Source organism: Rubinisphaera italica (genome assembly GCF_007859715.1).
GTDB classification, from domain to species: domain Bacteria; phylum Planctomycetota; class Planctomycetia; order Planctomycetales; family Planctomycetaceae; genus Rubinisphaera; species Rubinisphaera italica.
Map to the genome: position 1 here is coordinate 2,360,346 of NZ_SJPG01000001.1, position 17,836 is coordinate 2,378,181.

General features: G+C 48.0%; 16 protein-coding genes. 11 read left to right on the plus strand and 5 right to left on the minus strand.

The window, feature by feature from the left end; translation table 11 throughout:
- Nucleotides 1-59: 59 nt before the first annotated feature.
- Nucleotides 60-842 (minus strand): SGNH/GDSL hydrolase family protein, encoded by a 783-nt coding sequence (locus Pan54_RS08940; protein ID WP_146503153.1) that lies wholly within the window; start codon nucleotides 840-842, stop codon nucleotides 60-62.
- A gap of 275 nt (nucleotides 843-1,117) precedes the next feature.
- Between Pan54_RS08940 and Pan54_RS08945 the strand changes: the two genes are divergently transcribed.
- The gene (locus tag Pan54_RS08945) at nucleotides 1,118-2,236 is read left to right on the plus strand and encodes a Gfo/Idh/MocA family protein (protein WP_146503154.1); all 1,119 of its coding nucleotides are present in this window, start codon (nucleotides 1,118-1,120) and stop codon (nucleotides 2,234-2,236) included.
- Here the strand turns inward: Pan54_RS08945 and Pan54_RS08950 are convergent.
- Complete coding sequence (locus tag Pan54_RS08950; RefSeq protein WP_146503155.1) at nucleotides 2,223-3,374, minus strand: UDP-N-acetylglucosamine--N-acetylmuramyl-(pentapeptide) pyrophosphoryl-undecaprenol N-acetylglucosamine transferase; 1,152 nt, start codon at nucleotides 3,372-3,374, stop codon at nucleotides 2,223-2,225. The genes Pan54_RS08945 and Pan54_RS08950 overlap by 14 nt on opposite strands.
- 157 nt (nucleotides 3,375-3,531) lie before the next feature.
- Here Pan54_RS08950 and tyrS point away from each other — a divergent pair, with 157 nt between their 5' ends.
- The 7 genes from tyrS (at nucleotide 3,532) to Pan54_RS08985 (ending at nucleotide 11,062) form a co-directional block, all read left to right on the plus strand.
- On the plus strand, nucleotides 3,532-4,749 hold the full coding sequence (gene tyrS / locus Pan54_RS08955; protein ID WP_146503156.1) for a tyrosine--tRNA ligase: 1,218 nt from the start codon (nucleotides 3,532-3,534) through the stop codon (nucleotides 4,747-4,749).
- A 133-nt stretch (nucleotides 4,750-4,882) separates the two neighbouring features.
- A complete protein-coding gene (locus Pan54_RS08960; protein WP_146503157.1) occupies nucleotides 4,883-5,962 on the plus strand; it encodes a Gfo/Idh/MocA family protein in 1,080 nt (359 codons plus the stop codon).
- A gap of 136 nt (nucleotides 5,963-6,098) precedes the next feature.
- A complete protein-coding gene (locus Pan54_RS08965; protein WP_146503158.1) occupies nucleotides 6,099-7,058 on the plus strand; it encodes a lysophospholipid acyltransferase family protein in 960 nt (319 codons plus the stop codon).
- A gap of 21 nt (nucleotides 7,059-7,079) precedes the next feature.
- On the plus strand, nucleotides 7,080-7,391 hold the full coding sequence (locus tag Pan54_RS08970; RefSeq protein ID WP_146503159.1) for a Rieske (2Fe-2S) protein: 312 nt from the start codon (nucleotides 7,080-7,082) through the stop codon (nucleotides 7,389-7,391).
- A gap of 483 nt (nucleotides 7,392-7,874) precedes the next feature.
- Nucleotides 7,875-8,561, plus strand: coding sequence for a hypothetical protein (locus tag Pan54_RS08975; protein ID WP_146503160.1), 687 nt, complete (start codon nucleotides 7,875-7,877; stop codon nucleotides 8,559-8,561).
- Between the two features lie 248 nt (nucleotides 8,562-8,809).
- A complete protein-coding gene (locus Pan54_RS08980) occupies nucleotides 8,810-9,817 on the plus strand; it encodes a tetratricopeptide repeat protein (protein ID WP_146503161.1) in 1,008 nt (335 codons plus the stop codon).
- A 261-nt stretch (nucleotides 9,818-10,078) separates the two neighbouring features.
- Nucleotides 10,079-11,062, plus strand: a complete 984-nt coding sequence (locus Pan54_RS08985) for an L-threonylcarbamoyladenylate synthase (RefSeq protein WP_146503162.1) — start codon at nucleotides 10,079-10,081, stop codon at nucleotides 11,060-11,062.
- On the opposite strand, the gene Pan54_RS08990 is transcribed toward Pan54_RS08985, so the two are convergent.
- Entirely contained in the window at nucleotides 11,022-12,707 is a 1,686-nt protein-coding gene (locus tag Pan54_RS08990; RefSeq protein WP_146503163.1) for a C13 family peptidase, read from the minus strand. The genes Pan54_RS08985 and Pan54_RS08990 overlap by 41 nt on opposite strands.
- A 466-nt stretch (nucleotides 12,708-13,173) precedes the next feature.
- On the opposite strand from Pan54_RS08990, the gene Pan54_RS08995 reads away from it, so the two are divergent.
- Nucleotides 13,174-14,058, plus strand: a complete 885-nt coding sequence (locus Pan54_RS08995; RefSeq protein WP_146503164.1) for a prephenate dehydrogenase — start codon at nucleotides 13,174-13,176, stop codon at nucleotides 14,056-14,058.
- Nucleotides 14,059-14,236: 178 nt separating this feature from the next.
- On the opposite strand, the gene Pan54_RS25805 is transcribed toward Pan54_RS08995, so the two are convergent.
- Nucleotides 14,237-14,398 carry a hypothetical protein gene (locus Pan54_RS25805; protein WP_165441681.1) on the minus strand — a complete coding sequence of 54 codons (162 nt, stop codon included), beginning with the start codon at nucleotides 14,396-14,398 and terminating at the stop codon, nucleotides 14,237-14,239.
- A 51-nt stretch (nucleotides 14,399-14,449) separates the two neighbouring features.
- On the minus strand, nucleotides 14,450-16,024 hold the full coding sequence (locus Pan54_RS09000) for a sodium-dependent transporter (RefSeq protein ID WP_146503165.1): 1,575 nt from the start codon (nucleotides 16,022-16,024) through the stop codon (nucleotides 14,450-14,452).
- A 237-nt stretch (nucleotides 16,025-16,261) separates the two neighbouring features.
- On the opposite strand from Pan54_RS09000, the gene Pan54_RS09005 reads away from it, so the two are divergent.
- The gene (locus tag Pan54_RS09005) at nucleotides 16,262-16,903 is read left to right on the plus strand and encodes a helix-turn-helix transcriptional regulator (RefSeq protein ID WP_146503166.1); all 642 of its coding nucleotides are present in this window, start codon (nucleotides 16,262-16,264) and stop codon (nucleotides 16,901-16,903) included.
- Nucleotides 16,904-16,950: 47 nt separating this feature from the next.
- Nucleotides 16,951-17,760, plus strand: coding sequence for a Fe-S cluster assembly ATPase SufC (gene sufC, locus Pan54_RS09010; protein WP_146503167.1), 810 nt, complete (start codon nucleotides 16,951-16,953; stop codon nucleotides 17,758-17,760).
- Nucleotides 17,761-17,836 lie beyond the last annotated feature (76 nt).

The window sequence follows — 17,836 nt, forward strand, 5'->3', positions numbered from 1 at the left end:
TTTAAGCGAATGTGGTGGACACACTCGCTTGCGCTTCGTGCTTGTATTGAACTCATAAATTAACCAGCCTGAACCGCTCGCAACCAGGCTGATGCCATCAGTGACGCTCCGTGTGAGGAAGGATGCACGCCATCGCCTGCCCAGTGGGAAGGAGGGGCGTATTTCACGGCTTCATCGAACATGGTTTGGAATGGGACAAAAATTGCATTGTTTTCCTGAGCCAATCGTGCAGAGGCTTCGCGGAAGCCATCGAACATTGGGAACCATTTGTCGGTCACAGCCCCTGTTTTCAACACAAATGGTTCACAGATCACCAATTTCACCTTCGGCAATGCCTCTTTGGTGCGAGCCAATAATGCACGATAGTCCGCTTCATACTTTTCCACAGTCCCGTCATATTTTCCATTGAGATAATGCCAGATATCATTCACGCCAATCAGAATGCTCAGCACATCCGGTTTCAAATCGAGACAATCCGCCTGCCATCGATCTGCTAACTGATAAACTTTATTCCCACTGATCCCTCGATTGTAGGTTTTCAATGTGTCGCCTTCGGGACCAGTCAGCAAAGCCGCGGCTGTCATCCAGGCATAACCACCGCCGAATCCGGGTTGCATGTTCGGGGTATCCTGATTTTCCTTATCCTTTTTTCGACCGGCATCGGTAATGGAATCTCCCTGAAACAAAATTGTAGAACCCGGTTTGATAACCGGTTCTGCTTTTGATTCAGCAGCCTGAACAGAATTCTGAGAACCAGTCAGCAGACCAACGGCGCCCGCAGTTCCGGCCGTTAATGAAGTTTGGAGAAACGAGCGACGTGGCAAAGACGAAGTGGATTTCATGAGAATGGACTTTCTATCAATAGTGCGAGAGTTCATAAAGATCTTTAGATATCGTCCCTGATGGATCGTTGAGAGTCAATTCAATCGATCGTTCTCAATAATTGTTATCTGTGCGAGATGTGAAAATCCTCATGAATTTTTGCGTCATCTCTCATGGACAATCTTTGATAGGATGACATGATGACGAGTTCCTATTACGATCCAATTATGGTCATGAATTATCATCGACGATCAGTTATTCATTTGCAGTTTCTGCTAATCAGAAAGCCGTCTTCATGTCGAAGCCCTTCAATGTCGCCGTCATCGGTTTGGGATTTGGTGCCGAGTTTCTTCCGATTTATCAACAGCATCCCGATGCGAATCCCTATGCCATCTGCCGACGTAACGAAGCAGAACTCAAAAAAACGTGCGAGCAGTTTGGTGTCGAAAAAGGTTACACCAGTTACGACGACGTGCTTGCCGATCCTGAGGTCGACTTTGTGCATATCAACAGCCCGATTCCCGATCATGCCTGGATGTCTTTGAAGGCTTTGGAAGCCGGCAAGCATGTGATGTGTACTGTGCCGATGGCGACTAACATTGAAGACTGCCAGAAGATTGTCGAGAAGGTCAAAGAGACCGGCTTAAAGTACATGATGGCCGAAACAGTTGTTTACAGTCGCGAGTTCCTCTTCATCAAAGAACTCTACGAAAAAGGGGAGTTGGGTAAGATTCAGCATCTGGCCGCCTCGCATCCTCAGGACATGGATGGCTGGCCCAGTTACTGGGAAGAGATGATTCCAATGCACTACGCAACGCATGTTGTGAGCCCATGCCTTGGCTTGATGGACTCACGAGCCGAGTATGTGAGTTGCTTCGGATCGGGGCAGGTGAGGGAGGATATTGCGAAAAAATCAGGGAATCCGTTTGCCGTGGAATCGTGTCATATCAAGCTGAAAGACAGTGATGTGACTGCTCATATCTGGCGGTTTCTTTACGATGTCGCCCGTCAATACCGTGAAAGTTTTGATGTCTACGGGACTAAAAAAAGTTTCGAGTGGACGCTCATCGAAAATGAACCGCATGTGCTGCATACGGCCAAGAAGCCGGAGCATGAAATTCCGGAAAAAATCGAAGTGCCAGACTTCGCACACTTGCTGCCGGAATCGATTCAGAGATTTACTCAACCGGCAGAAATCCACGATGCAGATCACCTTTCCTTCATTCAGGGCGGCGGTCATGGCGGCTCGCATCCGCATATGGTCCACGAATTTGTCTCAGCTCTGAAAGAAGATCGCGATCCCTGGCCCAATGCGACCAAAAGTGCCAACTGGACTTGCGTCGGTATTTGTGCTCATCAATCCGCCATGAAAGGCGGAGAGAAAGTTCAATTACCTGCGTTTACGCTGGAGTAAAACAACTGACATCTGATTCTTCAATCAAGCGTTTGATAACTTCAACCACTTGATTTGCAGCATTCGGGATGAAATTCTTTTCGCAGGAATCAGTGCAGGACTTCTCTGGTGAAGAGTAAGCTTTGGCCAGTTGGAGTGTCATCGCGTCTGAAAAAGCGTTTTGAAAATTATTTTCTGACTCTTCGATCACAACCGCAGCATTCCGACTGGCAAATGTTTTCGCATTGAGGACTTGATGATTGGCTACGGAATTAGCGATTGGAATGATGATCGCAGGAATTTTAAGAGCTTCCAGTTCCGCCAGAGATGTGCCTCCGGCTCGTACAATAGCCAGTTTCACATTTTGATAGAGATCAGCCGGGGATTCAAAATAAGGTCGAACATCCCCTTGTAGATTCCGTTGTCGGAAAAGATCACGAATCTGAATTGCGATTGAATCATTTCCGGTTTGGTGACGAATTTGCCATCCCTTGAGAAGATTCGCATAACTTTCGAAGAACTTGATGACAGTCTCGTTAATCAGATTTGATCCCTGACTGCCGCCAGTGATCAGTAAAGTTGGTAACAAATTCTCATCAAATGCTGCCGATTTGAGGTCGAAGATTTCCTGGCGCAGAGGATTCCCCGTCAGGTCGATTTTTAATGGGTTGGTAAATGTCTGAATCGATTCTGTAAAACTGATACAGACTTTGCTGGAATATTTTTCAAGGTGCTGATTAGCACGTCCGGCGACGGCATTCTGCTCCAGCAAAATAATTGGAATCTGTTGTTGAGACGCAGCGATGACGAGTGGGTAACTCGCGTATCCACCAAGACCAATCACAGCTGCAGGTTGGAATTCGCGAAGAATTTTACGGGCGAGCTTCCTTGATTCTCTCCATCCTTTCAGAAAACGCAGAGGGTGACGCAAAGCCGTTCGTGGAGAAACAAAAGGTAAGGCTTCATACTTGAAATAAGATTTCGCCAGAATATGGCGTTCAATTTCCCGTCCCGAACCAGCAAACAAAATTGAAGCGTCGGGATAACAATCCTGCCAGCGTTCAGCGACGGCTATACCCGGATAAATATGCCCACCCGTTCCTCCTCCCGCAAAGAGAATTGATGGTTGCTTATTTGTGAATACTTTCTGGCTTGGCATCAGTTATTGCCAATCAATTCTGACTGGTTTCTTTGAGGAGGGCTTGTTACGTTACGATTCAATCTCATGCTGTTATACTATGCCCGCAATAGTAATCAATTTCAGTTTTAAAAGTTATTTAAGACTTTCATAAAATGCGTGATCAAAAGAATAGAACATGACTTTCCCTCCTGTTGAAGAACAACTTGAAGTGATCTGTCGGGGTGTTGAGAAAATCGTCCCGGAAGAAGAATTGCGGAAGAAACTGGAAAAAAGTGCAGCCACTGGCCAGCCGCTTCGCATTAAATACGGCATCGATCCGACAGGCATCGATCTGCATCTTGGTCACACTGTACCGATGCGAAAGATGCGTCAGTTTCAGGAGTTGGGACATCAGGCGGTTATTATCATCGGAAATTACACGGCTCTGGTCGGCGATCCGAGTGGTCGCGATGAAACCCGTGCCCGACTGACTGCCGAGCAGGTCGAAGCCAATGCTCAAGATTACCTGAAGCAGGTCGCCAAAGTCATCGACATGGACGCAGCAGAGGTGCATCGCAACGGTGACTGGTTTGCAAAGATGGACTTTGCACGAATTCTGGAACTTTGCAGCAAAGTGACTGTTGCTCAGTTGTTGACTCGGGACGACTTCTCCAAGCGTTTTAAAAATGAACACGCGATCTATCTGCATGAGTGTCTGTATCCGTTGATGCAGGGGTGGGATTCGGTCGAGATTAAAGCGGATATCGAACTCGGCGGAACCGAACAGCTCTATACCTTCATGCTGGCCCGCGATCTCCAGAAAGATCAGGGACTTCCACTGCAGTTGAGTGTGATGTCGCCTATACTAGTGGGCACTGATGGTGTGCGTCGGATGGGAAAAAGTCTTGGAAATTACATCGGCATTTCCGAGTCCGCTTACGACATGACAAAAAAATTGATGCAGCTGCCCGATGAAGTTATGCAGTCTTACTTTGAACTGTTGACGGATTTGCCCATCGAAGAAATTCAGAAAATCCTGGCTGGTCACCCAAAAATTGCCAAGCAAACATTGGCCAAGTGCATTGCGGGTGAGTACCACTCGGAACAGGAAGCCAATGAATCTGTGGAACGCTGGGAGCGTGAAATTGGAGCGGGTGGACTTCCGAGTGATATTCCGGAAGTGACTTTAGAGAAATCCAGTTATCCCGAAGAAAGCGTCGCAGCAGTGGACTTGCTGTTTGACCTGAAGCTCGTCAAAACAAAAAGCGACGGGCGACGTCTCATTCAGCAGGGCGGGGCTAAACTCGGAGAAGAGAAAACAGCGATTGGCGATATTAATCAATCGATTGAACTGGTTGAGGGATTAATCGTTTGGGCTGGAAAGAAGAAGTTTTGTCGAGTGGTTTTGAAATAATGAGATGTAATATATTACCTTATACATTAAATGTTGGGGCTGCGAACCGTAAACAAACAAGTGATTGAAAGCAGATTTCTTCAGGCAGTGCCTGACCTACACTTGGGAATAAAAAAACGAACAAGGAGTATCAATGGCGGTTGGATTTGGAATAGTTGGATGTGGCATGATTGCGAATTTTCATGCCGAGGCGATTGCGCATATTCGTGGTGCCAAGCTCGTGGGGTGTTTCAGTGTCCCGTTTGCATCAGCCGAGCGATTTGCAGCCGAACGAAATTGCACACCCTATGAAAAACTGGCAGACATGCTGGCAAACCCCGAGATCGATATCGTAACGATCTGCACACCCAGTGGAGCCCACATGGAACCGGCTGTGCAGGCAGCCAATGCCGGTAAGCACGTGATCGTCGAAAAACCACTTGAAATCACGCTCAAACGCTGCGATGCAATTATTAATGCCTGCGATAAAAACAATGTCAAACTTGGGGCAATCATGCCTTCGCGGTTTGGCGAAGCGAATCTGGCACTCAAGAAGGCTATCGAAAATGGGCGTTTCGGCACCTTGACCTTAGGGGATTCTTTCGTCAAATGGTGGCGAACTCAGGATTATTACGACAGCGGCGGATGGCGTGGCACCTGGAAAATGGACGGTGGTGGGGCCTACATGAATCAGGCGATTCACAATGTCGATCTCATTTACTGGTTCATGGGTGATGTCGCTTCCGTCTCCGCAGTGACCGGAACTCTGGCTCACGAGCGAATTGAAGTGGAAGATACCGGCGTTGCTGCCATTCAGTTTGCCAATGGAGCAGTGGGGACAATTACTGCAACGACTTCTGCCTGGCCGGGCTTTATGAAAAAGACCGAAATCCACGGCACAGCCGGATCTGTCATTGTTGAGCAGGATGATATTCTGCATTGGGAATTTGCCAAATCACGTGCCAATGATGCCAAAGTGATCGAAAAGTTTTCACAGAAAGCCGGCAATAGTGGCGGAGCAAGCGATCCCAAAGCAATTTCGTTCACAGGCCACATGGAACAATTCAAGGAATTCATCAAGGCCATTGAAACCGATACGACTCCGCGTGTCGATGGTCGGGAAGGTCGCAAGAGTGTGGAAATTATCCTCGCAATTTATAAGTCAGCCTGGACTGGAAAACGCGTGGAATTACCACTGAAAAGTGATCCCAAAATCCCCAAACAAAAAGAGTAAAAGAGAAACTCATCTTGACGTTATGTCGATGCTGAGTAAGACTTTGCGTTTGACGAATTTGGTAGGACAGGCTTCCAGCCTGTCTGAAAGATAGACAGGCTGGAAGCCTGTCCTACAAAAATAGTGGAGCAGTTCGATGACAGGGAAGTCAATTCGATATCTGGCCGAATACACCGTTTTTCGATTGCTCACAGCCGCGATTGGCTGTCTGTCCTATCGACAAAGTGTGTTGGTGGCAGAGAGTATCGCCAAATTTGCCTTTTTCTGCCTGCCCCGAAAATTGACACGCTATAAAGTCTGCCGTGAAAATCTGCAGACAGCGTTTGGCGATGAGTTAGATGATGAACGAGCCGATCGCATTATTCTAGGAATGTGGATTCATTTGCTGCGTTTGATTGTCGAAATGATTCAGTTGCCTCGAAAATTGCGGCGGGAAAATTTTCATGAGTGCATCACTTTTCAGGATCGGCATCTGGCAGTGACATCGCTCACCAGTGATCGTCCGGTCATTTTATTAAGTGGTCACTTCGGGAATTGGGAAATGTCGCTGGTCAGTTTTGGCCTGTTTGGATTCCGAGCAGGAGCAGTCGCACGGGCGTTGGATAATCCGCATCTGCACGACTGGTTCCGTCGATTCCGCGAGCAGACTGGACACTATATGATTCTCAAGTCGGGAGCTTCTGAAGAAGTCTCAGCCGAGATGGAGTCAGCTGGTGTGGTCGCGATGCTTGGAGATCAGGATGCCGGGCCTCGTGGTTTGTTCGTCGATTTTTTCGGCAAACCAGCCAGCACGTTCAAGTCGATTGGCGTTCTAGCGTTACAATATGATGCGTTAATCTGCGTCGGATATGCCCGTCGATTGCCAGATGATTTCATCAATTCCCGTTGGACGCGATACGAAATCGGGATTGAAGCGGTGATTGATCCTCGCGATGAAGATCTGGCCGGAGATGTGCAGGCAATTACCCGTCGATATAGTGCAGCTTTGGAACAGATTGTCCTGAAAAGTCCGGAACAATATTTCTGGGTCCATCGCCGCTGGAAAAGCGAACCCCGCAAGCGTGTCAAGAAAACAGCAGTCCCCAAGGCTGCATAAGTTGAATTACCAGAGAGATTCATGTCTGAACCCATTCCTGTATGCCAAATTGATGAGATTCCCGTCGGGGAAGGACGTGAATTTGCAGTTCATGGCAAAGTCATTGCCATTTTCCGGATGGAAGGTGATGAATTTCACGCCATTGATGGCTTATGTCCTCATGCTGGAGGACCGATTGGCACAGGAGCATTGCGAAAAGGAGTAGTGACCTGCCCCTGGCACGGCTGGCAGTTTGATGTCCGCACCGGAAAACATTGTCTTTCCGACTCCATTCGCACAACGACTTACTCGGTGTCTCTGGATGCCGGTAACATTTGTATCGCGATGCAATAACGAGACCATTTTCAAATGGTTTCTGCAGTCGCATGGACATCAAATGAAAGCAATACGCTCTGTTTGCTCCTGCCGAACGCTAGAGTTTATTTTTGAGCACGCTTGATGATCTTGGTTCGGTTCGTAGCTTTAGATTTTTTTGAGCTGATCAAGTTCGATCACGCAATCTTGGAGTTCATTACAGTAGTTGTGACTCCAAAATAACACCCTGTAAGGGTATTCGACTCGTTCGCTAAAACGGTATTGATCGCCAAATCCGTAATTTTCGTCATGCTGGACTGCCTATTTTGACGATACTACCCGATAGGACAGGGAGCAGCGCGCCATGTGCTGCATCGACAATCAGAGGTGAATCGTTTTCTCGCCGGGGAAATTGCGCCACCATTTCAGCTGAGTCGAACAAACTGAGTATGATGCTCAGAGATCAATCACTAAGAGAGATCAAATCCTGAGTTTGAAACTCAGGGTGGGGGAGACAGCAGGATGCGTCTAATACTATCTCAAATATTGCTCTTCGCTTTCTTTTCAGGAATCGTTCTATGTCCTGATACCGCCAAGGCTGGTTGGCCCTGGGCAAAAAAGCAGGATTGCGGGATGGAAAAATATTCTCCCGAATGGTGGGCCTATACCGGCTCGCTGCCAGTGGGCTCGCGTCAGTTTTACCGCTTTGGGAAGATGTGGCCACCCCGCCCGCGCCCGACCGATCCTCAGCAGACGTTCATGCAGCAATACCACTCGGCTCATTTCTGGCCAACGCCATACAACGAAATGGACCGAAACTATATCAACACGATTCAGGAAGCGCAGGTCTCCAAAGGCTGGAAGAATGCAACTACCCTTTACGATTATCATTTCAATTCTGAAACTCACGAGCTGACCAAATCAGGCCGCGAACATCTGCTGTGGATTATGCAAAGTGCAGTTTCTCATCGCCGAGCCGCCTATGTGCAGGCTTCGACCGAGAAGTACATCAACGAGCAACGTCTTGCCAGTGTCAATAATTATGTGAATGAACTGGCAGGACCGGCCTGCTCAATGGCAGTCATGCTGGATGTCACTTCGCCTATGTCCCGACCAGCTGTTGAGGTCGAGAATTACCAGCGAGTCTGGCTGGAAAATATGGAATCACCTCATATTCCGTACAGCCTTGAAGGCAGCGGGGGAGAGTAGTTCAAGATTCTTTGCACTCGACGTAATTAGTTGAATGGCATTGAACATCTGCCTAGTGCCGAGTCTGATTTTTCCGATTATTCGTGATGGCAATCAGCTTTCTTTCAGTCCCGTCGGTTCCATGACGATAAGAAATATGCGCGCTCACAGTTTTTCGTGAGCGGATTTGTTCTCTGCTACGCAAGTGGACGCATTGCGTATTGCGAGTTTGTTTCGAGTGTGTTCATCGGCCGCAAAGGATTGCGAAGATGAAGCCATCAATAAAACAGTACATTATGCCACTACTGATCGCGGTCTGCGTGGCTCCTGGTTGTGCGCACTCCAGAAATCCATTTGCGTTATTTGCACCTAAAGATCCCAAAGCCGACAACGCCGCATTGCAGGCGATGCTCGCTTCTCAGCAACCCAGTGCCCAGCAAATGCAGGCTGGTGGGGAAAGTAGTCTTTATCCTCCTTCGATGGTTGAGCATGAACATCTCCCTCGAACGGAAAAGGATTTGAAGAATCCGCTCCAACTCCACTTGAGTTACGCCAAACTGCAGGAGCAACTCGGCTATCTGACTGAAGCCCGTTCTTCCTATGAAAAAGTGGTGGACAGCGAACCAAAGTCCATCGAAGCCAACATTGGACTGGCTCGACTGGATGCTCTGGCTGGCCGTTATGAAGATGCTGAAAAGCGTATGCGAAATGCCACATCAATCGACTCCAACTCAGCCGAAGCTCATTATGCCTTGGGGAATTTTCTAGCCGAACAAAAACGGCATACAGAAGCAATTGTTGAAATTCAGAAGGCAGTCAAACTGCAACCCTCAAATACCGATTACAAATATTCTCTGGGAATTGAACTGGCCAAGCTCGAACAGTACCAGGAAGCAATGATCACGCTGACAGAAGTCGTCAGTCGTCCGGAAGCGATGTACAACATCGGCTACATTGCGATGAACGATCATCAGGATGATCTGGTCGCTGAGCGATACATGGTGGAGGCTTTAAGGCTCAATCCTAAACTCGAGCAAGCACGGTATTGGGTGACCGAACTAAAGAATAAAAAAGAACCCAATAGCCAGCAAATTATAACCGCTTCTGCCTCGAAGCCGAATGCTTCTACGCAGGACATGGTCATTCATGCCGTTTCGCGACAAACCTCCGAAGAGGCCAGCAAGAAAACCGTCGTACCAGCGTCTGCTCCTTCTGGGGGCAAACCTGAAGGCCTGACTCCCGATCAATGGGAACAATGGCAAAACCAGACTCGCTGAATTGTCATGCGTAATGCTTTAACCGCATGAATGAACCGCCAAGACGCCAATAATCACAAGAAAATTATTCTTCAGCTGGTTATCATTCCATTCACATGGCTAGAATCCATTCAGGGTTATGATAATTACGTGACTCGCTCATGAATAATTTCGTTGCAAAAAATACATTTCAACGAATTCAACGATTGAACTCAATCAAATTCCTTGTTGATCTGAGCGTCTTGGCGGTTCAAAATTTTTCAATTCTCGTTAAGTCTTCTCATGTCTCACATCGCCAGCATAGGTACAGATCTCGTCACCGCTGCTCGTTTTCTTCGAGAGGGCGGGGTAGTGGCGATGCCTACCGAAACGGTTTATGGACTGGCTGCAAATGCGTTTGATGAACGAGCCGTCGCGAAAATATTCGAAGCGAAACAGCGGCCGACATTCGATCCACTGATCGTTCATATTGATGAACTTTCCAGGCTTTCTCAAATCGCTGCGACCATTCCTGAAGAATATCAACCGCTGATGGAACGATTCTGGCCGGGACCGCTGACGTTGATTTTTCAGAAAACCGCCATGGTTTCTGATCTCGTCACGTCCGGATTGCCTACGGTGGCCGTCCGAATGCCCGCTCATCCGGTTGCTCGTCAATTAATTGCGAAAGCAGACGTTCCGCTGGCTGCTCCGAGTGCTAATCTTTTTGGAAGAACCAGTCCGACAACCGCTGACCATGTCGCTGATCAACTGGCCGAACGAATCGATTACATTCTTGATGCAGGACCGTGTATTGTCGGCGTGGAATCAACGATATTGCGGTTTGCAGAAGGTCGCTTTGAAGTACTCCGGCCGGGTGGGGTTACTCAGGAAGAACTGAGAGATTGCGTCAATCAAGCGATTGTTCAATACGATTCCTTAAAATATACCGACACAAAAATCGACGCTCCCGGCCAACTCAAAGAGCACTACTCTCCACAAACTCCGCTAGTCATTTCAGCGGACAATGCGGTACTGAAACCTGATCGAAAGACAGGGCTTCTGCGATTTTCAGAGGCTACCTCTCCTGACTTGAAGCCTTTCGAGAAAGTAATCACGCTCTCAGAAACCGGCAACCTCCTCGAAGCGACGACTCGCTTCTTTGCGGCCATTCATGAACTTGACAAACTCGAGCTGGATCTGATTGTGGCGACTCCATTTCCGAATCATGGATTGGGAATCGCACTTAACGATCGTCTGCAGCGGGCTGCTCATCGGTTTGTTTAGGCTTTGGTGGAGGCACTGCCTTAGTTTTCTCGGGAGTCACTTCTTTCTTTTCGATTGATTCTGCAGCTGACACTTTGCGAGCAGTAATTGTCGTCATTTCATGCTGTTTGCTTCCTTCGCTTCCCAGGCTCATTGCTTCCAACGCCACGATTTTTGCATAGCGTTGCTGAAGTTCATCGGAGGCAAAATGTCTCAGGTTGGACGTCAATGCCAGTGTCTTCAACAGATACAGAACACGTTCGCACTTTGCCAGATCTTTACGATTATCCAGCTTTTTAACGCTGAATTCTTCATGTTGACTGTGCAGTTTCTGCCAGTCCGCAAATTCCGGATGAGATTCGATAGCCTCGATCACTTCGGCCTGCTGTTCCGCGATAATCTGAGGAACGAGCGGATGCCAGCGGTTGTTCAACTCGGGCCATTTTGTCAGGAGTTCCTTTCGAATGACCGATTTTTTTGAAGTCCACTGTCGTTTCAAAGAGTAAGCTTCAGAATCGAGAGATTTCTTTGTCGCTTCCAGAAGCTTCTTCTTTTCTGCGACGGCTGCCTGCCAGTCATCTCCCGTCAGTTCCAGATGTTTTCCCAACTCAGTCAAAGCGAAAGCCTGATTGGGCCGGGCAGACTGACGTAGTTCTTCAATCGAAGAGGACTCCGTCAACAAATTTGCATCCTCTGCCACTTCGCCAGACGTTTTACTGTAGGTTCGCAAAAATACATCGGACGTGCTGATGGGAATATCAATGGTCGTGGAAGTTGCCACGGTGTAGGAATGAGCCTCGGAAAACGACATTTGTCCGTCGCCATTGCAATCGCAATTGGAGACTTCCTCTTGAGTCCGTGTGCTTCCGGAAATCGCAGCCCAGAAGGAACTGCTGTATTCGTGGTAGTTTTCTTCGTGGATATCAGCCGTGCAACCGGCTGCCGGTTGAGTTTCAATGGTCGCAAAGAAGCCAACAATATCTCGATTATCGAGAGGCTGAGCAGGGTCGCCGTTCGGGAACATACTGTTCGCGAATCCGCCGGAATAGCACTGAACCATCACGAGCACAACTGGCACATTCTCGGGAAGTTTTCTCAGCGAATTTGCAAATTGCTCGACACTGATTTTTTCTTTATTCCACAAATACAGATAGGTATTTCCAGACCGTTTTTTATCCGATGATTTTCCACCGTGTGCAGTTGCATAAATAAAGAGTCGATCGTCAGCTGTCATTTTTGCCCCAACTTCGTTCACCCAGCGATCCCACTCGGCTACCGAAGAAGGGCCTCTCAAGTTTCCGATTTGATGATTACGATACCGATAATCCTGCCCGCTTTCGGTCTCAAATACCTGCCCGAGCAACTCATAGATTCTTGGCAGCGGTTGCTGAGAATTGTAATACTGCAGATCCCGTTGCGGATCTGAACCGTCGCTGAAGAGAATGTCGTGTTGAACATCTCCCTCGTAAGCTTCAGCCAACACGCGCTGGAAATATTCGACGTTCCGTTCCAAAGAGATTTGATTTCCGGTGGGAGAATATCCACCTCCGATTGTCAGAAAACAGTCTTTGGCTTCGACTGTGGTGACGATTCCTCCTGACGTAAGCAGCAGGAGAATTAATGATGTCGAGAGAAATCGACCGAAACTCAAGTCAGAAAATTGCATTGTCAGCACTCCATAAAAGATTGACTCGCAATATCACACTATCGATCTCCTGAAACGTAAACAAGGACTTGAGAGATTCTGCCTTAAAAACGAGATCCAATCTAAGAATTGAGCGGTCAGGTAATCTGGAGAAATTTGAACCGCAGTTGGACGCAGATAAACGCAGAAGTGAAGTATCCGAGTTTAATATGAAAGCTGGGGAAATTTCCTCTTCTCACAAAAAGTGAATGAAGTCACTTGAGATTTGGGAAGTACAAGTTTGGGTGGCACGACCCAGAACGAAGTGATGGTCGTGGTGATCGCTTCCGGCCACGCCCTTCGCGATGCTAAAGGGGGCCACCCAGCGCCGTTCTTTAAAATGAAGTCTTTCTTGATGCATCTTGATCTCAAATTGGTTTTTTATCTTTTTACAGGAATCGTCTCTAATCGGTGGAGGAAATTGCGATAAAACCATTAAACTGCCGCCATGAAACCCGTATCAGAAAAGCCTGAATTTTCCCTGCAGACCCTCGCTATCCGCGGCGTTGGTTTGATTGGTGGTTCTATTGCGAAAGCAGCTCGGAAAGCTGGGATTGCTCAGGAAATTGTGGGTATCGGTCGTGATGAGGCTCGATTGCAAAAAGCGGTTGAGCATCAGGTTATCGATCGATTCGAAACCGATTCAAAAACTGCTGCCAGTCAAGCCGATTTGATCGTCGTTTGCACGCCAGTTGATTGTATTGCCAAGGATATCGTTCAACTTCATGGAAGCTTGAGGCCTGAAGCATTAATTACCGATGCCGGGAGCGTGAAGGAACAGATTGTTCGTGAAGTCTGTGAAAAACTCGGAGCAAAGCATCGATATCTGGGCAGTCATCCTCTGGCCGGTTCTGAAAAAACCGGTTTTGAACATTCCGATGCAGACCTGTTTCAGAATGCAGCCGTCGTGTTGACTCCTGAAGAGCAGTCGTCCAAAAATGATCTCAATTTTCTGGAAGCGTTCTGGAAAGCTCTCGGCGGCAAAGTCTCTATTATGTCACCTGCAGAACATGACCGCGCATTGGCAGCGACGAGTCATTTGCCACATTTGATCGCTGCGGCTTTAGCCTCTTCTGTGTCAGAAGATCAGTTACCTCTGGCAGCCACGGGATTTGGCGATACCACCCGCATCGCCAGCGGGGATCCTCATTTGTGGACGTCCATCTTCTGTCAGAATCCCAACGGCACCCTCGCCGCTGCAAAAGAATTTCAACAGCAGTTGAATGCGTTTCTGGAAGCCGTCGAAGCCAAAGATACCGATAAGATCAATGCGCTTTTACTGACGGCCAAGAAACGTCGCGACCTCTGGCTAAACGAACGAGAAAACTCGTAGATCAGGCACTGCCGGACGAGTATCGATGTTGAATCCAGGCAAACAATTGAACTGTTTTACAAGCACGAAGCGCAAGCGAGTGTGTCTGGGTAATCAGGACACACTCGCTTGCGCTTCGTGCTTGTATGTTCAATAACAAGTGAATCTCAATTTCGTCAGGCACAGCCTGACCTAAGGTTCAATCGGCGTCGTCCGTGTCTTGCGTATCGATTTCCAGAGGCCCTTTGATATCCTCCATTTCGACAGCCGGCAGACTTAAGACCTTAACCAGGCAAAACGAGACCAGCATCAAAACAGCCGAGACCGAAACGGTCATCATAATCCAGCCATATGTATTCATTTCAGATCTCCTGAGAATATTGGATTGAGTATTGCGGGTTCAGTAAGACGCTTAATCCTGAATGGCTTTCTCTTCATCTTGATACAGGAAATCGTATTTCCCTTCTTTCATCCAGCGAATCCCGGCTATGTGCACCAGCACAAACAGGAACGTGGCCACTAGCAGAATGAACATTATTGAAGCAACGGCAACTTCACTCTCACTGATGGACGTTACATATCCAGGCACATTGGAATAGCAGAAGGCACAGAAAATGACGATCAGATAAAACGGCGTCACGTACTTCAACATGATTTGCAGAGCAAATGGAACTCGAATGTGCGAGCCTTCGTGCAATTCCTTGTGACCGCGTTCAATTCCGAAAACCCAGCCATACATAATTGCCTGAACCATTGCCAGAACAAAAATAGCAGCCGTACCGACCCAGAAATCCAACGTATCCAGAGCTTTAATATCTTTTGAAAACCAGGTTACAAAACCGGAACCGATAGCCGCAAGTAATCCTAAAATAGCCGCAGCGGCATGACGTTTTAATCCGAGGCCTTCTTCGAAGAAGGCGATCACGGGTTGAAGCATCGATAAACTGCTGGTGATCGCCGCGATAAATAACATGAAGAACCACAGGAAACCAAAGATCTGACCACCTGGCATGTGGGCAAAGACATTCGGTAATGCAGAGAATCCCAGTCCGAATGTTCCCATATCCTGAGAGGCTGCTCCCAGAAAAATGAACGCAGCTGGCAATGTAATCATCCCACCCAGACAGACTTCAAAAAATTCGTTCATGCTGGTCGCAGTCAAACCACTCAAAGCGACGTCATCGTTACGGCGCATGTAACTGGCGTAATTGACGATGACACCAAAACCCACTGAGAGACTGAAAAAGATCTGCCCCGAGGCTGCCAGCCAGGTTTGCGGATCTGCCAGTTTAGCAAAGTTGGGATTCCACATCGCTCCCAGTCCACCAACCACATTTCGATCCGGTTGGTCGGGCAGAGGGGAACCCAATGTCAAAACACGAACGAGAACAATCAATGCCAAAACAACCATCAAAGGCATCGCTACGCGGCAAAACGCTTCGATTCCTTTCGTCACTCCTCGGTAGATGAAGAAAAAGTTTAATACGAATGTGAATATCAAAATTCCCAGAAAGTCTCTGTGCCCAGGCTGAAATAAGGAACCGTCAGCTCCCATGCCGACAAACGCATTGAAATATTCACCATAATCGCCCGGATTACTTTCTGGCATCAGACTGCCATCAAGATAACTGATCGCATAACTCAGGCACCAGGCTTCAATTACCACATAATACATATAGATGATCAGGGGAATTAGAAGGGCCAATGTGCCAAAGTATCGAGCTCCTCGACGTCGACAGATCACGCTGAAAATTCCGGGAGCCGAGTGAAATCCTCGAATTCCGGCATAACGGCCCATGGTCCATTCCGCCCAGCAGAGCGGAATTCCCAGGATCAACAAAGAAATGAAGTAGGGGATCATAAAAGCTCCCCCGCCATTGGAAGCGGCCTGACCGGGGAATCGAAGAAAGTTTCCCAGCCCGACGGCTGAGCCGGCGACTGCGAGAATCACTCCGATGCGTGTGCCCCATTGTTCTTTTTGAGCCATGGTTCTATTCCCGAAATGTCTGATCAATTGGTGAATGGTCGCGAACGTGCCGAGCCGAGCATCTGCTGACGTACAACCATAGTAAATATCGACTTACGACAAAATGACCCAGAGCGATTCTACAAAAACTTTGATTTGAAACAATTGAAGTTGTTTTAATTGTGAAAACCTCTACAATTGGGTCGTAATCAATAACGAAAGCCGAAATCAGTCTGAAACGGGAACATTTTCAATTTCATGTTAGAATCGCTCAAACAAGCTGATCGTGACTTTCTCCAGAGCCTGATGGAACTGGAGTCGGCAACGATTGCACAATTGTGCGATTCTCAAGGTGTGACGACAAATGCGATTCGGATTAGACTGACGGGACTGATGGCTGCAGGTCTTGTTGAGCGGACCACCGTTCGTCAAGGTCGTGGCCGTCCGCAGCATGAATATCGTGTGACGAATAAAGGAAAACGCGAATTCGGAGAGAATTATTCCGAACTCGCAACCGTACTCTGGCAACAGATCAGTCACATTGAAGATCCTGCAATAAGGTCTCAAATCGCGGCTGAACTGAAAAAAACGTTAATCAACCGTTACGGTCGGGACATTGACGGCATCGACCTTTCCGAAAGAATCCAGCAATTGCAGCAGGTTTTGCAGGATTATGGATATCAATGTGAAGTCGATCAGCAGATCGATAAGGTTTCGCTGACGGAAAAATGTTGCCCGTATCACGATCTCGCAGTGGAGGATCGCTCCATCTGTGAACTCGAACAAACGGTTTTTGAGCATATTTTAGGTGTGCCACTGGAATTGACTCAGCGTTGTGTCGACGGTCACAGTTGTTGCCGTTTCGAGCACGTTGAACTCACAGTGGATTCGAGCAAGTAGAATCTGTCAGTATTAATGACAACTAAACAGGAATTGATGGCAGGACGATGAATTCAGTACTCAAAATCGAAGATCTTCACGTCAAAGTTGGCGAAACTCCCATCCTCACTGGAGTGAATCTGGAAGTCAAACAGGGCGAAATCCATGCTTTGATGGGACCAAACGGTTCCGGCAAAAGTACACTCGCCTACGCTTTGATGGGACATCCCAAGTACGAAATCACGCATGGGAAAATCGAAATCGGCGGAGTCGATCTGGCCGAACTCGATGCCTGCGAACGGGCTCGTCTCGGATTGTTCCTCGCATTTCAGTATCCCGTCACGATTCCCGGTGTGAAAGTCGCCGACTTCCTGCGACTGGCGATCTCCAATATTCGCAATCCGGAACGCAAAGAAGGTGAAAACCTGATGCCGATGCGGGAGTTTCGTACCGAGCTTCGCCAAACGATGGATCAGCTCAATATGGACAGCGAGTTCGCTCGCCGTTATCTGAACGACGGCTTTTCCGGTGGGGAAAAGAAGCGGATGGAAATTCTCCAGCTGGCGATGCTCAAACCAAAATTCGCCATTCTCGACGAAACCGATAGCGGACTCGACAGTGATGCCGTCCGGGTGGTGAGTGAAGGCCTGGCCAAATTATCCGGTCCGGAAATGGGCGTGTTGATCATCACCCATCACGAACGCTTGCTCGAATACAATGAACCTCAATTTACGCATGTCATGCTGGCCGGGAAAATCGTCGAAACGGGCGATGCTTCTCTAGCTCGCGAGTTGCACGAAAATGGATACACCGAAGTTCGCAAACGACATCCTGAAGAAGCGGCTCTGGAAACTGAACAGGAAACAGTTGCCAAGTAGTTTGGTGATGAGTAGCGAATTTGAGTTGAGAATTTGATTTCTTCCGCTCGTTGAAAAATGAGTGGTACACATAAAG

What these genes read in the sequence shown, in the direction of transcription:
- Pan54_RS08970 (WP_146503159.1), top strand. Translation starts at nt 7,080, where the DNA reads ATGTCTGAACCCATTCCTGTATGCCAAATTGATGAGATTCCCGTCGGG.
- Pan54_RS08985 (WP_146503162.1), top strand. Translation starts at nt 10,079, where the DNA reads ATGTCTCACATCGCCAGCATAGGTACAGATCTCGTCACCGCTGCTCGT.
- sufC (WP_146503167.1), top strand. Translation starts at nt 16,951, where the DNA reads ATGAATTCAGTACTCAAAATCGAAGATCTTCACGTCAAAGTTGGCGAA.
- Pan54_RS09005 (WP_146503166.1), top strand. Translation starts at nt 16,262, where the DNA reads ATGTTAGAATCGCTCAAACAAGCTGATCGTGACTTTCTCCAGAGCCTG.
- Pan54_RS08940 (WP_146503153.1), bottom strand. Translation starts at nt 842, where the DNA reads ATGAAATCCACTTCGTCTTTGCCACGTCGCTCGTTTCTCCAAACTTCA.
- Pan54_RS25805 (WP_165441681.1), bottom strand. Translation starts at nt 14,398, where the DNA reads ATGAATACATATGGCTGGATTATGATGACCGTTTCGGTCTCGGCTGTT.
- Pan54_RS08965 (WP_146503158.1), top strand. Translation starts at nt 6,099, where the DNA reads ATGACAGGGAAGTCAATTCGATATCTGGCCGAATACACCGTTTTTCGA.
- Pan54_RS08980 (WP_146503161.1), top strand. Translation starts at nt 8,810, where the DNA reads ATGAAGCCATCAATAAAACAGTACATTATGCCACTACTGATCGCGGTC.
- Pan54_RS08960 (WP_146503157.1), top strand. Translation starts at nt 4,883, where the DNA reads ATGGCGGTTGGATTTGGAATAGTTGGATGTGGCATGATTGCGAATTTT.
- tyrS (WP_146503156.1), top strand. Translation starts at nt 3,532, where the DNA reads ATGACTTTCCCTCCTGTTGAAGAACAACTTGAAGTGATCTGTCGGGGT.
- Pan54_RS08975 (WP_146503160.1), top strand. Translation starts at nt 7,875, where the DNA reads ATGCGTCTAATACTATCTCAAATATTGCTCTTCGCTTTCTTTTCAGGA.
- Pan54_RS08950 (WP_146503155.1), bottom strand. Translation starts at nt 3,374, where the DNA reads ATGCCAAGCCAGAAAGTATTCACAAATAAGCAACCATCAATTCTCTTT.
- Pan54_RS09000 (WP_146503165.1), bottom strand. Translation starts at nt 16,024, where the DNA reads ATGGCTCAAAAAGAACAATGGGGCACACGCATCGGAGTGATTCTCGCA.
- Pan54_RS08995 (WP_146503164.1), top strand. Translation starts at nt 13,174, where the DNA reads ATGAAACCCGTATCAGAAAAGCCTGAATTTTCCCTGCAGACCCTCGCT.
- Pan54_RS08945 (WP_146503154.1), top strand. Translation starts at nt 1,118, where the DNA reads ATGTCGAAGCCCTTCAATGTCGCCGTCATCGGTTTGGGATTTGGTGCC.
- Pan54_RS08990 (WP_146503163.1), bottom strand. Translation starts at nt 12,707, where the DNA reads ATGCAATTTTCTGACTTGAGTTTCGGTCGATTTCTCTCGACATCATTA.